The sequence below is a fragment of the Marinobacter subterrani genome (assembly GCF_001045555.1).
GTDB classification, from domain to species: domain Bacteria; phylum Pseudomonadota; class Gammaproteobacteria; order Pseudomonadales; family Oleiphilaceae; genus Marinobacter; species Marinobacter subterrani.
The window spans coordinates 780,093-794,839 of sequence record NZ_LFBU01000001.1 but is presented as its reverse complement, the minus strand read 5'-3'; the positions used below and the strand labels follow the sequence as shown (position 1 = coordinate 794,839).

The window sequence follows — 14,747 nt, the reverse complement described above, 5'->3', positions numbered from 1 at the left end:
TGAGTACAGGTGTTCGGGTAAGTCCCCCGAAAACTACCTCATCGGTTACAAAACTGCTATTCTCTCCCAACTTTTTTGAGGCTGATACTTTTGTAGGGTTGATTTTCTGATCAGCCTGACATTGGTAAATCATTACAATCAGAAGCGCCACACAGGAGATGGTAATGGATTTTGAGCAGTTCTATCAGGATAAATACCCCGCCGGCGTACCTCGCGAGGTTGACCTGAGCAAATACAAAAGCATGGTGGATGTGTTCGAACAGGCGGTCAAAAAATTTGCTGACCGTCCCGCATTCTCCGCTGTTGGCGCAACGCTCACTTATCGCGATCTCGACACCCAGAGCCGCAACTTTGCCGCCTGGATTCAGAACAAGACTGACCTGAAGCCCGGCGACCGGATTGCCGTTCAGATGCCGAACGTCAGCCAGTATCCGGTGGTTGTGTTCGGTGCCATGCGTGCCGGCCTGATTGTGGTGAACACCAACCCGCTGTATACCAAGCGGGAAATGGAGCACCAGTTCAACGATTCCGGTGCCAAGGCGCTGGTGGTGCTGGCCAACATGGCCGAAAATGCCGAAAAGGTCCTGCCCCATACCGGCATTGAACTTGTCATCGTGACTGAAATTGCCGATATGCACTCACCAATCAAGCGCACGTTGATGAACGCGGTGATCAAGCATGTGAAAAAGATGGTGCCTCCGTTCAACATTCCCCAGGCCCATAAACTGCCGGCGGTGCTCAGTGCCGGTGGCCGGGAAAAGTTCTCACCGGTTGACTGCAAGGCGGACGATGTCGCTGTTCTGCAATATACCGGCGGCACGACCGGCGTCGCCAAAGGCGCCATGCTGACCCATGGCAATCTGGTGGCAAACCTGCTGCAAACCCGCCCGATGATGGAGGGGATGGTTAACGAGGGACAGGAAGTTGTCATTGCGCCTCTGCCGCTGTACCACATTTACTCCTTCACCCTGAACTGCGGCATCATGCTGGAGGCAGGCTCCCACAATATCCTGATTCCGAACCCCAGAGACATCCCCGGGTTTGTGAAGGAACTGAAAAACCACAAATTTACCGCATTCCTCGGCCTCAATACCCTGTTCGTGGCCTTGTGCAACAACGAGGAGTTCCAGGATCTGGACTTCAGCAGTCTCAAGCTGACCTCCTCCGGCGGTATGGCCCTGACCAGCGATACGGCAAAAATGTGGCAGCGGGTAACAGGGTGCGAGATCTGCGAGGGCTTCGGAATGACCGAGACCTCTCCCGTGGTGACCTTCAATCCGCCCAGTGCCATTCAGATCGGCACCATCGGCCTGCCGATTCCCTCAACCCAGGTCAAGACCCTGGACGACGAGGGCAATGAAACACCCTTTGGCGAGCCCGGCGAGCTGTGTGTGAAAGGCCCCCAGGTAATGCGTGGCTACTGGCAGCGCCCGGAAGACACCCAGAAATCGTTCACGGCAGACGGCTTCCTGCGCACCGGGGATATTGCCCTGATCCAGGAAGACGGTTACATCCGGATTGTCGACCGCAAGAAAGACATGATCATTGTGTCCGGCTTCAACGTGTTTCCGAACGAGATTGAGGACGTGGTCAGCAGTCATCCGAAGGTGGTTGAGTGCGCCGCTGTCGGTATTCCGGATGCCAAGAGTGGCGAGGCGGTCAAGGTCTACCTGGTGCCCACCGCTGACGGTGTGACCGAGAACGAGCTCAAGGAATTCTGCCGCGAGCGGCTAACCGCGTACAAGGTGCCCAAGCACTTTGAATTCCGCGACGAACTGCCCAAGACCAACGTGGGCAAGATTCTGCGGCGCGAGCTGCGGGACGAGGCCGTTAACAAGTAAGCCGGCCCGGTACCTGCGCCCGTGAAACCCTGCTTCGGCGGGGTTTTTCCGTTTTTAAGTCCCCGGCTTTCCCGATAGACTGTCGCCCAACCCGATCCGAGTGAGCGTAATTCCGGCAATTCAATGACAGACACCCGTTCCGATATTTCCAGAACACCGACCCTCAAACCGGACAGCGAAGCCGCCGTCAAGGCCATGATGGAGCAGCTGGACGCCTGTAACCAGCAGGAAGCAGCCCACATCGTAAAAACGGTTGCCCGCACCAAGGGCAAACCGGGTCAGAAGGACCTGGAAAAAATGGCCGGCTGGCTGGACCGGGGGCTGGAGAAGGTGCAACAGCGCCATGCCCTCCATAAACCGGCCAGTTTCCCGGAAGGCCTGCCGGTTTCCGAGCGGGTGGACGACATCCGCGAGGCCATCGAGAACCATCAGGTGGTGATCATCGCCGGGGAAACCGGCTCCGGGAAAACCACCCAGATACCCAAAATCTGCATGAACAGTGGCCGGGGCATCCGCGGCCTGATTGGCCACACTCAGCCACGCCGTATCGCCGCCCGCAGTGTGGCGGCCCGGATTGCAGAGGAAATCGGCGAGCAGGTCGGCCAGCAGATTGGCTACCAGGTCCGTTTTACCGATAACACCTCGGAACAGTCCCGGGTCAAGGTGATGACCGACGGCATCCTGCTGGCGGAAGTCCAGCATGACCGGTTTCTGGACCGCTACGATACGCTGATCATTGATGAGGCCCACGAGCGCAGCCTCAATATCGATTTTCTGCTGGGCTACCTGCGCCAGCTCCTGCCCAAGCGGCCGGACCTGAAGGTCATTATTACCTCCGCAACCATCGAGGTGGACCGGTTCAGCGAGTTCTTCGACAAGGCGCCGGTGATTGAGGTGAGTGGCCGGACCTATCCAGTGGATATCCGCTATCGGCCGCTGGCGGGCGACGAGGACGACCGCGACCAGAGCTGGACCGACGGGGTGCTGGGCGCCCTGGACGAAATCGAACAGCACGAGCGCAGCGAGAAACAGCCTCCCGGTGATGTGCTGGTGTTCCTGCCCGGCGAGCGGGAGATCCGGAATCTGAGCAAGGTTCTGCGCCACGTGGATCTCAAGCATACCGAAGTACTGCCCCTGTATTCCCGCCTGAGTAACGCCGAGCAGAACCGGGTGTTCCAGTCGCACCGGGGCAGGCGCATCGTGCTCTCCACCAACGTGGCGGAAACCTCGCTGACTGTGCCGGGTATTCGCTATGTGATTGATACCGGGGTTGCCCGGATCAGTCGCTACAGCGTTCGCTCCAAGATCCAGCGGCTGCCGGTGGAACCGGTGTCCCAGGCCAGTGCCAACCAGCGGGCAGGGCGCTGTGGCCGTGTCGCACCGGGTATCTGCTTCCGGCTTTACGATGAGACCGATTTCATTAACCGGCCGGAATACACCGACCCTGAGATCCTGCGTACCAATCTGGCGTCGGTCATCCTGCAGATGGCCACGTCGGGCCTGGGCGAGATTCGCCAGTTCCCGTTTCTGGAGGCCCCGGACAAGCGCCAGATCAACGATGGCTACAAACTGCTGGAAGAGCTGGGTGCGGTCGATGACAAGCGCCGTGTAACCCGGCTTGGCCGGACCATGGCGCGCCTGCCCCTGGACCCCCGGCTGGCCAGAATGCTGGTCGCCGCCGCCGAGCTGGGCAGTTTGTCGGAAACCCTGGTGATCATTGCCGGCCTGAGCATCCAGGACCCCCGCGAACGACCCCAGGACAAACAGCAGGCGGCGGATCAGGCTCACGCGCCGTTCAATGACAAGGAATCGGACTTCGTGACCCTGCTGAATGTCTGGAACTTCTACGAGGAGCAGCGACAGGAGCTGTCCCAGAACCAGATGAAAAAGGTCTGCCAGAAGAGCTTCCTGAGCTGGATGCGGATGCGGGAATGGCGGGATATCCACCGCCAGCTCACGCTGATCTGCCGGGAACAGAAGCTGATGGCAAACCGGGATGCGGCGAGTTACGAGGCCCTGCACAAGGCCATTCTGGCGGGTCTGTTGGGGCAGGTGGCGGTCAAGGTCGAGAAGAAGGAATACCTGGCCACCCGTAACCGCAAGGTGATGATTTTCCCCGGCTCCAGGGTGTCCAAAACCGGCCCGAAATGGATTGTTGCCACCGAGATTGTTGAAACCAGCCGGGTGTTTGCCCGGGTGGTGGCGTCCATCCAGCCGGAGTGGATCGAGCCCCTGGCCGGCCACATCGTGAAACACCACTATTTTGAGCCCCACTGGGAGCAGAAACGGGCCCAAGTGATGGGCTACGAGAAGGTGACACTGTACGGCCTGGATATCGTGGCCAAGCGGCGGATTCCCTATGCCAGGGTGGACGCCGCGGAATGCCGCAACCTGTTTATCCGCCGGGCCCTGGTGGAGGGTGATTATCGCTCCAGGGCGCCCTTCATCGCCCGTAACCGCGAGAGGCTGGATACCGTTGAAAATCTGGAAAAGAAAACCCGGCGCCGGGATCTTCTGGTCGACGATGAAGTGCTGGTGGCGTTCTACGATGAGCGCCTGCCGTCGGACATTGTCAGCGGCCGGCATTTCGAAAGCTGGTGGAAGGGCCTGTCCGCGGAGCAGTTGAAGGATCTGGAGCTGACCGAACAGGACATTCTCCAGCGCCCGGTGGATGCCGGGTCGGCAGACCTGTACCCGGACTACCTGGAATGGGAAGGCGTGCGCTACCCGCTGAGTTATGAGTTCGAGCCCACCAGTGAGCAGGACGGTGTAACCCTGCAGGTTCCGCTGATGGCGCTCAAGCAGATTCCTTCCCGTCGGCTGGAATGGCTGGTGCCGGGGCTGTTACGGGAAAAGTGCATCGCCCTGGTGAAGTCGCTCCCCAAGGCGCTGCGGCGGAATTTTGTCCCGGTGCCGGATTTTGTGGATGCCGCACTGGCCAATCTCCAGCCGTCCAATGAGCCGCTGGCCTTGCAGCTGGGTGAACAACTGCGCCGGATGACCGGTGTAAGGATTGATCCGAACGCCTGGTCCGAGGCGGAGTTGCCCAGGCATTTACGAATGAATCTGCGGGTGATGGGCGATGGCGGTAAGCCCATCGCCGAGAGCCGGGACACCGCAGAGCTACAGGGGCAACTCGAGGGCCGCGCCGAGCAGGCGCTGGCATCGGCCACCGGTGACCAGTCCACCAGGGAACCAGCAGGGGAGTACACCGACTGGCAGTTCGGCAAACTGCAGGAACAGGTACAGACAGAGAAAGGCGGAATGCAGGTAACCGTTTACCCGGCACTGGAAGACCTGGGCAAACCGGTGCGCCAGATACGGTGCCTGGACAGGTTGACCGCCGAAGACACCACCCGTAGGGCGGTCGCCCGGCTGATCCTCAATCGGTTCGGCCGGACCCTCGACGATCTGGAGCGCAAGCTACCGCGATTCAAGCAATCCGCCCTGATGTTTGCGCCGGTGGGCCAGTCAAAAGTCCTGCTGGATGACCTGCTGTTGGCCACGGCCATGCAGCATTTTCTTGCAGGCGGGATTCCAAGAACGGCCGGGGAGTTCGAGCGGGTATTCGACAGCCACCGGGGCGATTTCATTCCCGCGCTGGAGCAGGCCGACGAACGGCTGTTCCAGGCTATGTCCGGCTATCAGAAATTGGCCAAACAGCTGAAAGGCAAGATCAACCTGGCTCTGGCCAATAGCATGGCGGACCTCAAGTTCCAGCTTCAGAACCTGGTGTACCCGGGCTTTTTGGTGGCGACGCCACCACAGTGGCTGGCGGAGTTCGGGCGCTACTTCGAGGCGGCGCTGATCCGTCTGGAGAAGATGTCCCGGGAAATGGGCCGGGAGCGCGAATTCCTGCATACCATCGAGCCGCTCTGGTCCCGCTATGCGGCAAAGCGCGATGAGCAGCAGCGGCAGGGCGTGCGGGACCCGGAGCTGGTGCAATACCGGTGGATGCTTGAGGAGTTCCGGGTCTCGTTTTTTGCCCAGCAACTGGGCACGGTGATCACCGTATCGGTAAAACGGCTGGACCGGCAGTGGGAGAAAACCCGGGTCTGACAAGGCTGTTCACCCCGCACCAATCCGGTACCGGTGACCGATCTCCGGCGGGCAAAACCCCGAGACTGTGTTAGTATTTCTGGCAGTGTTTTTCCTGACATCCTGTTTTCACAATCATGACGTGGGGTTAGCGTGATTAAAGCCGTTATTAGCGGGACCGGTCTCTACACACCGCCAGCAACCATTGATAACGACGAACTGGTGGAAGCCTTTAACCAGTACGTTGAACTGTTCAACGCCGACAATGCAGACGCCATTGCCCGGGGTGAGGTGGCTCCGTTGCAGCCATCCTCCTCCGCCTTCATTGAAAAAGCGTCCGGCATAAAGCGCCGCCATGTCATCAACAAGGACGGCATTCTCGATCCGAAGCGCATGACGCCGTATATCCCCGAGCGCAGCAACGACGAACCCTCGGTGCAATGCGATATGGCCGTGTCTGCGTGCCGGGAAGCGCTGGCTCAGGCGGGAAAATCCGCACAGGATGTCGATGCCGTTATTGTCGCCTGCTCGAATATGCAGCGGGCTTATCCCGCGGTGTCTATCGAAGTTCAGGAAGCCCTGGGTATTGACGGTTTTGCCTACGACATGAACGTGGCCTGCAGTTCGGCCACGTTTGGCCTGCAGGCTGCGGTGAATTCCGTGGAGAACGGCAGCGCCCGGGCGGTGCTGGTGGTAAGCCCGGAAATCTGCTCCGGCCACTTGAACTTCCGCGACCGGGACAGCCATTTCATTTTCGGTGATGCCTGCACGGCAATTCTTGTGGAACGCGAAGAAGACACCCGTGCCGGGCAGGGTTTCGAGATTCTCGGCACCAGCCTGAAGACCAAATTCTCCAATAACATCCGGAATAATTTCGGCTTCCTGAACCGGGCCGACGAATCCGGAATTGGCAAGCCCGACAAGCTGTTCGTCCAGCAGGGGCGCAAGGTGTTCAAGGAGGTGTCACCCCTGGTGGCCGAAACCATCCTGAACCAGCTCCAGAGCCTGTCGATTGGCACTGACGCGCTCCGGCGCATGTGGCTGCACCAGGCCAATCTGAACATGAATCAGTTGATTGCCCGCAAGGTGCTGGGCCGTGATGCCAGCGAGGATGAGGCGCCGGTGATCCTGGATGAGTATGCCAACACCAGCTCCGCCGGCTCTATTATTGCCTTTCACAAGCACAAGGACGATCTGGTCAGCGGTGACCTGGGTGTTATCTGCTCATTCGGCGCCGGGTATTCCATCGGCAGCGTGGTCGTGCGCCGCCGATAGGCTGTACGGTGGTCAACCGGCTGCCAGTGCCCGCAGGGTGTCTGGCAGCCGGGCAGACGAGCGGGTCGCCCGGTCAAACCACACGATTTTGGCAAAGCCCTCTGCATAAACCGCACCGGTGTCGGCATCTGTCAGCAAATGATAGGTATCGAGGCTGGTGTTGCCCGCTTTGTCAGCGTATGTTTTCACCTCTACCGTTGCCGGGTGATTCAATTCCTTTAGAAAGGTGGCACTGGTCTTTATAATAACGGGGCCGGTGGGCTCATCTGGGCCGCCGAGCTGCAGTGACGCCAGCCAGACGATCCGCGCTTCCTCGAAAAAACGGAAGTAGGCCGTATTGTTGGCATGGCCGTATGCATCCATGTCTCCCCAGCGGAGTGGCATGGTGATGGTATGTACATGATTTCCCGGTACTGACATCGGGTTCCTCCGGAACAACGGTTCAATAATGATAAGAAAAGCGCCGGTATTTTCGACGAATCGAGACGAATTAAACAACCCAAGAGCAGACGATGAAACAACTTTTTACCCGGCGCCGGCCAACAGCAATTGTCCTTCTACTTGTCCTGGTGGCCATTCTTCCTTTAAACCAGGTTGCAGCCCAGGCGATGCAGGCGCCGGCACCTGAAGGTTCAGTTCCGGTCGACCCCAAAGACCCCTACGAAAACTGGAATCGCAAGGTCTTCAGCTTTAATCGCACCATCGACCGCTGGTTCCTGAAACCGGTGGCAAAGGCCTACCGGGCCTACACTCCCCAGATGGTGGATCGCGGTATCACCAATTTTTTCAATAACCTGACTGAACTGAGAAACTTCAGCAACAGTGTGTTTCAGCTCAAGGGCGAGTCTGCCGTGGTGGCGTTTGGCCGCTTCACCTACAACACCGTGTTCGGTCTTGGTGGCCTGATTGACGTGGCCACGGCCTTTGACCTCCCGGAGCGGCCGGAAGACTTTGGCCAGACGCTTGGCTACTGGGGCGTGGGGTCCGGGCCTTATCTGATGTTACCTTTGCTTGGCCCCTCCACCCCCCGGCACTTTGGCGGATTCGTGACCGACGCGTTTGCGTTGCCGTCGGCCTGGGATGCAGTGGAGAGCCCGGAGGTGTATTTTGCCCGGTCGCTCCAGGTTGTCGATAAACGGGCGGACCTGATCCCGGCAGAGAGCTTCATTTCGGGCGACAGCTATACGTTTGTCCGCAACGCGTTTTTGCAGCGCCGTGCGTTCCTGATTAACGACGGAGAGGTCATCAATGATCCCTTTGCCAGTGGCAATGATGAAGAACTGATGCTGGAAAACTTCTGAGTTCCAGCCGGGTTGAAAGGAGTTCAGCGGTGCTCAAGGATCCAAGAATAGCCAAGTTCCGGAAAATGCTGGCCGAAGCGCCGAACTACGAAGTGTGGAAGGCCGCCGCTCTGGAGCTGGATTTCCTGGAGGGCAATGCAGAGTGGAAGGAAGATTTTGCCTCTGACCTCTACCATTACGAGCTCATTTACGACCGGTTGAGCAACCTCAAGCAGTATCGCCAGCAGAATGATTTCGAGCGCCTGAAACGGGCCCTGCGCGAGGGGTTGCACCACGACCTGGGGAACATGGGCAACCCCGCGCTCTATACCCGCTCCAGGGTCGGCACCAAACACCTGATCGAGGAGTACATTACCCAGGTCTGTGAAGCCCTCGATTTCCTGTGCGATAACCCGGTGCCCGGTTTTCCGGTAGCGGATAAACTCCAGTTTTTCCGGGACACGCTTACCAGTTATGGTCGCCCGACACTACTGCTCAGTGGTGGTGCGACTCTCGGTGTGTTCCACTTTGGCGTAATCAAGGCGCTTTGGGAAAAAGGGCTGCTGCCGCAGGTGATTGCGGGTTCCAGCATCGGCGCCATCATTGCGGGTATTCTCGGCGTTCACACCGATGCCGAAATCCCGGAAATGCTGGTTCCGGAAAATCACAATCTGAAGGCCTGGAAGTGGCAGGGATTGCTCAGTGCGGTGCGCGGTGATGGCCTGATGGACCAGGAGCAACTACGTGCCTGCCTGCGTGCCAACATTGGCGAATACACCTTTGAGGAGGCCTATCAGCGGACGGGCCGCTCCATCAACGTCAGCGTGTCGCCGGTGCAGGCCCATCAGAAGGCCCGTCTGCTGTGCGGCTATACCTCGCCCTACCTGATGGTTTGGAGCGCGGTGCTGGCCAGTGCCGCGGTGCCGGGGATATTCCCGCCCGTGACGCTGATGAAAAAGGACATTCAGGGCAATGCGCTGCCCTACATGCCGCGCCTGAAGTTCGTGGATGGCTCGGTGGTCAGCGATTTGCCCATCGAGCGTTTGATGCACCTTTACGATGTGAACTTTACCATCGTCAGCCAGACCAACCCCCATGTGGTGCCGTTTCTCAGCCAGCGGGGCAGCGATGAAAAGCTGTCCCTTGGCAACCTGCCCATGCACCTGCTGAAATCGGAAATGCAGTTTCACGGGCAGGGGATCTTTGATTACCTGCGCAAACGGCTAAGGCCGGAACTCCTGCGGCAGATGTCCGGTCAGTTATACACGATCATGGGCCAGCGGTACTCGGGAGACGTCACCATCGCCCCCACGTATTCCATCAAGGACTATCGCCGTATGCTGGCGAACCCGGACCCGGCCTATGTCCGGGAGATGATTCTTGCCGGCGAGCGGGCCACCTGGCCGAAAATTTCGATGATTCGTTCACACGCCCGAATTTCCAAAACCCTGGAGCGTTGCGTGCGAAGGCTGAAACAGCAGAACCGGCGAACCGCTGAGCTCAGAGTGATCAGCAACGCGGATTCTGGTACGTCCTGACATGTATTACGACTTTTTCGGCTTTACCGAGCCTCCGTTCTCCATTGCCCCGGACCCCCGCTACCTGTATCTCAGTGGCCGCCACAAGGAGGCCCTGGCGCACCTGATGTACGGTGTCCAGGGGCAGGGTGGTTTCATTGTTATTACCGGCGAAGTGGGCACCGGTAAAACCACGGTTTCCCGCTGCTTCATTGAAAATGTGCCGGATCACGTCGACATTGCGCTGATCCTGAATCCCCGCCTGTCTGCCCGGGAATTGCTGTCGTCGATCTGTGATGAACTGGAGATTCCCCATGATATAGGCGCCACCATCAAGCAACTGGTTGATCTGATCAACCAGGACCTGTTGAAGGCCCATGCGGCAGGCCGGCACAAGGTGTTGATGATCGACGAGGCGCAGAACCTCTCCGCGGATGTGCTTGAGCAGCTCAGGCTTCTTACCAACCTGGAAACCGCCGAGAAGAAACTGTTGCAGATTGTGCTGCTTGGCCAGCCGGAACTCCAGGAGATGCTCGCCCTTCCGGAATTGCGGCAACTGAACCAGCGGGTAACCGCTCGCTACCATCTGGATGCGATTGGCAAGGACGAGTTGCCGGCTTACCTTCGTTACCGTCTCAGCGTTGCCGGTATGCGCGGGGATATTTTTTCGCCCCGGGCCGTCCAGCGGCTTTACCGGGAAAGCCACGGCATTCCCCGGCTGATAAACCTGATCAGTGATCGGGCCCTGCTTGGGGCCTACGCCGAAGGTGAGCATGACATTACCGCGGATCACGTTCGGCATGCCGCGAAAGAGGTTCGCGGTCATTCGGTTGGCCCCTCGCCATCCCGCCCGGGCTCACCCGACAGGTCCCAATACCTGATTGTTGCCGCCTCTGTGCTGGTTGCCATCATCGGAACTGCCTGGCTGGTTGAACGCTGGGCGCCGGACGAACCGGCACTGCCAGTGCAGGCCACGGCGGAACCCTTGCAGGGCGCTATTGAACGGATTGGCGAAGAGCCGGCCAAAACCGCGCAGGCGGCGAAACCGCAGACCCTCGCCAAACTCGATGTGCCCGGCCAGCTGCTGGATTCGCCCGAGGCGTTCCGGATGTTATTCGGGATCTGGGGCCGGGATTATCAACCGGCCGAGTCGCCGATAGCCTGCGATTTCGCCCGGGAGGCCGGGCTGGGGTGTCTGGAGCGACAGGGCAGTCGCCGAAGCCTGGAGTTTCTGGACCGACCGGCGATGTTGCGGCTCAAGGACCGGGCCGGCAACACCGGGTATGTGGTGATTCGCCAGTTGAGTGGCGACACGGCGGAAATTGCATTGCCGTCCGGTAACCGGGAGTTGTCCTTCGCCAGTATCGAGCCCTACTGGTTCGGGGAATACCGAGTGTTGTGGCGCCTGCCGGAATACCTCAACGGCGATGGCTTTTACAGCGCCGAGAACGGCCAGACGCTGTGGCTTGGCGCCCGGATGATGGAACTGGCGGAGGCGCTCAGTGCCAGCCGGCAGGAAAGCGACCGGATCAAGCGCATGAGTTCTGAGGAGCAGGTACGCTGGTACCAGGACCTCCAGGGCCTTACCGTCGACGGAATTGCCGGTGCCATGACGGTTATCCAGATGAATAACGATCTCGGGGCGCCCGTACCCCGGCTAAAGCCTTCAGGGCCGGGTACCGGGCCGGGGGATCGGTCAGGAGATCGAGAGTAGCCATGTCTTATATTCTTGATGCATTGAGAAAATCCGAGGCGGAGCGCCGCCAGGGCCGGGTGCCCGATCTTGGCCAGCAGGTGCAACTGATTCACCGGCCCAAAAAGAAGAAGGTGTCACCGGTAATCTGGATTGTCGGCGCCCTGATGCTTAATGCCGGTGTGCTGGCATTTGTTTTCTGGCCGGGTGTTCGGCCGCCGGCCCAACCGGTACAACCGGCTGAAATGCCCCTGGCCGGGGAACCCGAACCCGAGCGGAAAGCAGGTTCAAAGGAACCGGAAGCGACCGCCGTTGTGGCGGAATCCGCCCCGGATCAACCGGTTGCAGAGACCGGAGACCCGGTTCCGGCGCCAGAGCGCCAGGCCGAGGCCAATCCGCTCACGGCACCGGCGCCGAGGCAGCAGGCGACCATTATTGTGCCCTCAGCCGATTCGCCGCCGACGTTTGCGCCGCTGCCCGCGCTGGAGCAGGCGGGCCGGGTGCCCCATCTGGTAGAGTTGCCCCTTTCATTTCAGAAGAGTGTTCCGGATTTGACCTTTAACAGCCATATTTACTCGTCGTCCCCGTCATCCCGCCGTGTGATGATTAACAACGCCTACCTGCGTATCGGCGATTCAGTGGACGGCTTACGGGTGGAAGACATCACCGAGGAAGGGGTTGTGCTTAGCCTTGATGGCCAGCGATTCCGCGTTGGCGTTGTCCGGAACTGGGTGAGCCCGCGCTGATGGCCCTGACTGACGACACCAAACAGGAAATCCAGCAAGGCTACCGCGACGTTCTGGCGGGCAAGCAGATCCGTGCGCGCTACGGCCAGCGGTTGATGATCGCCGAAATTGCCAGATACATGGGCGAGATCACCGAGAACGATGGCCAGAGAACCTCGCCGGCGTCGGCCTGTGTCGTCGAGGCGGGAACCGGTACCGGCAAGACTCTCGCCTACCTGATTGCGGCCATTCCCGTGGCCAAGGCCCTGGGTAAGACCCTGGTCATTTCCACTGCGACCGTGGCACTGCAGGACCAGATCGTGCTGAAAGACCTGCCGGATCTGAAAAAGCACAGCACCATGGATTTCAACTGGACCCTGGCCAAGGGCCGGGGCCGGTATCTCTGCATGTCCCGGCTGGAGGCGCGCCTGCACGACGAAGGCAACGGCGACAGCGACACCATGCCGCTTTTCCTGCTGGATGGGCCGAAATCGGAGGAGCCGGGTACCCGGGCTTTCTTCGAGGAGATGCTGGCCAGCTACGGCTCAAGAAACTGGGACGGTGACCGGGACCACTGGCCCGAGCAGATTCCTGACGATGTCTGGCGCCAGGTCACAACCGACCACCGGCAATGCACCAACCGCCACTGCAGTTATTTCGATAGCTGCGCGTTTTTCGACGCCCGGAAAGATCTGGATGACGCCGACATTGTAGTGGCGAACCATGATCTGGTGCTGGCGGACCTGGCGCTCGGTGGCGGTGCCATCCTGCCGGAGCCGGAAAACGCTCTGTATATTTTTGATGAGGCCCACCACCTGCCGGACAAGGCCCTGAATCACTTCGCCGCTTCGGTTCCCCTCAACTCGACCCGACAGTGGCTGAAGCAGCTCTCCCAGGCGCTGGTTAAAATGCAGCCGTACCTGCCGGGGGGCAGCCAGGCGGCCAAGAGCCTTGACCGGATTGGCTCGGCCTCCCGGGATGTTGATCTGGTTCTGGCCAGGGTTTACGAGGAAGCCGAACAGAACACCGGCTGGGAGTTCAACGAGGAGCGCCGAACGGCCCAGTGGCGATATCCCGAGGGGGCGCTGCCTGAGGCCATGGCGGAACTGTCGGCCGAGGCCCGGATTGCCACTGCCAACCTGGTGCGCCAGTTGGGGGTCCTTGCCGACGAATTGCAGGGCGCCTTTGACGAGCGCAAGGAACACGAGATTGACCGGGAAACCGCCGAAGCCTGGTATCCGGTGATTGGTTCCTTCCACAGCCGGGCCGAGGATCAGTTGAGATTGTGGACCGCCTGGTGCGAGCAGGGCGGCGCAACCCAGGGAGACGCTGCCGAGGATTCGGACGCAGGCAACGAACAGGGGCCGAAGACGCCCTCCTTCAAAAGCCCGCCACCGGCGCGCTGGGCGGTTCGCCAGCGGTGGGACCATGCCGAGGACATCACGCTCTACAGCTCGCCAGTGTTGGCGGACAACCTGCTGTATTCCCGGCTCTGGTCCCGGGCATACGGGGCTGTGCTGACCAGCGCAACGCTGACCGCCCTTGGGCGCTTTGACCGGCTTAACTCCCGGGCCGGCTTGCCGCAGGGCAGCCGGTTCCTGGTGGTGCCCAGCTCCTTCCGTTATGCCGAGATGGCCACCGTGGAAGTGCCGGCGATGTCGGCCATGCCCACGGATGACGGTTTTGCCGATGAGCTGATTCGGCGGCTGCCGGATCTTTGGGCGGGTGAGAAGGCAACCCTGGTGCTGTTCACCTCCCGGCGACAGATGATTCAGGTGCGGGATGCCCTGGCCCCGGAGTATCCGGACCTGATCATTACCCAGGACGACATGGCCAAGGGTGAGGTGCTTCGGCAGCATTGCAGCCGTGTCGACGAGGGCCGGCCCAGCGTGCTGTTCGGGGTGGCCAGCTTTGCCGAGGGTATCGACCTGCCCGGCAAGTATCTGCACCACGTGGTGATCACCCGCCTGCCGTTCTCGGTGCCGGATGACCCCATTGAGTCCAGCCTTGCCGAGTGGGTGACCCAGCGAGGGGGCAATCCGTTCATGGAAATCACCGTGCCCGATGCCTCGATCAAGCTGGTTCAGGCGGTCGGGCGCCTGCTCAGGACCGAGCAGGATACCGGGCGCGTCACTATACTGGACCGCCGGATTATTGCCCGCCGCTACGGCCAGCTCCTGCTGGATGCCTTGCCGCCGTTCCGGCGGATCATCGAACGCTGATCTTTCCCTGCGCTTCGCCCGGCCATAAAAAAAGAGCCAGCCCGGATGGGGTGGCTCTTGGCAAATGGGCTCTTCACGAACCCGGGCGTCGAAACAACGCGGAACAAGAAATCTGAAGGCCTGAAGTTTCAGAATTCGGGGCGAGGTTTCCCTCAC

9 protein-coding genes are annotated in these 14,747 nt (G+C 60.0%); 8 read left to right on the top strand and 1 reads right to left on the bottom strand.

The window, feature by feature from the left end; translation table 11 throughout:
• Nucleotides 1-164 precede the first annotated feature (164 nt).
• The 3 genes from msub_RS03680 to msub_RS03670 all read left to right on the top strand — a co-directional run bounded on the left by msub_RS03680 (nt 165) and on the right by msub_RS03670 (nt 7,154).
• Nucleotides 165-1,841, top strand: coding sequence for a long-chain fatty acid--CoA ligase (locus tag msub_RS03680; protein ID WP_048494758.1), 1,677 nt, complete (start codon nt 165-167; stop codon nt 1,839-1,841).
• Between the two features lie 123 nt (nt 1,842-1,964).
• Nucleotides 1,965-5,900, top strand: a complete 3,936-nt coding sequence (hrpA, locus tag msub_RS03675; protein ID WP_197083785.1) for an ATP-dependent RNA helicase HrpA — start codon at nt 1,965-1,967, stop codon at nt 5,898-5,900.
• 132 nt (nt 5,901-6,032) lie between these two features.
• Complete coding sequence (locus tag msub_RS03670; protein ID WP_048494757.1) at nt 6,033-7,154, top strand: beta-ketoacyl-ACP synthase III; 1,122 nt, start codon at nt 6,033-6,035, stop codon at nt 7,152-7,154.
• Between the two features lie 12 nt (nt 7,155-7,166).
• Here msub_RS03670 and msub_RS03665 read toward each other — a convergent pair whose 3' ends face one another.
• A complete protein-coding gene (locus tag msub_RS03665; RefSeq protein ID WP_048494756.1) occupies nt 7,167-7,574 on the bottom strand; it encodes an acyl-CoA thioesterase in 408 nt (135 codons plus the stop codon).
• Between the two features lie 92 nt (nt 7,575-7,666).
• On the opposite strand from msub_RS03665, the gene msub_RS03660 reads away from it, so the two are divergent.
• From msub_RS03660 to dinG, 5 genes are read left to right on the top strand one after another with little or no spacing between them, the layout of a single operon-like run.
• Nucleotides 7,667-8,455 (top strand): MlaA family lipoprotein, encoded by a 789-nt coding sequence (locus msub_RS03660; protein ID WP_048494755.1) that lies wholly within the window; start codon nt 7,667-7,669, stop codon nt 8,453-8,455.
• Between the two features lie 29 nt (nt 8,456-8,484).
• Nucleotides 8,485-9,972 (top strand): DUF3336 domain-containing protein, encoded by a 1,488-nt coding sequence (locus msub_RS03655; protein WP_048494754.1) that lies wholly within the window; start codon nt 8,485-8,487, stop codon nt 9,970-9,972.
• Nucleotide 9,973: 1 nt separating this feature from the next.
• Nucleotides 9,974-11,665 (top strand): ExeA family protein, encoded by a 1,692-nt coding sequence (locus tag msub_RS03650; protein WP_048494753.1) that lies wholly within the window; start codon nt 9,974-9,976, stop codon nt 11,663-11,665.
• Between the two features lie 2 nt (nt 11,666-11,667).
• Nucleotides 11,668-12,390, top strand: coding sequence for a general secretion pathway protein GspB (locus tag msub_RS03645; protein WP_048494752.1), 723 nt, complete (start codon nt 11,668-11,670; stop codon nt 12,388-12,390).
• A complete protein-coding gene (gene dinG, locus msub_RS03640; protein WP_048494751.1) occupies nt 12,390-14,591 on the top strand; it encodes an ATP-dependent DNA helicase DinG in 2,202 nt (733 codons plus the stop codon). The genes msub_RS03645 and dinG overlap by 1 nt, the downstream gene beginning before the upstream one ends.
• Nucleotides 14,592-14,747 lie beyond the last annotated feature (156 nt).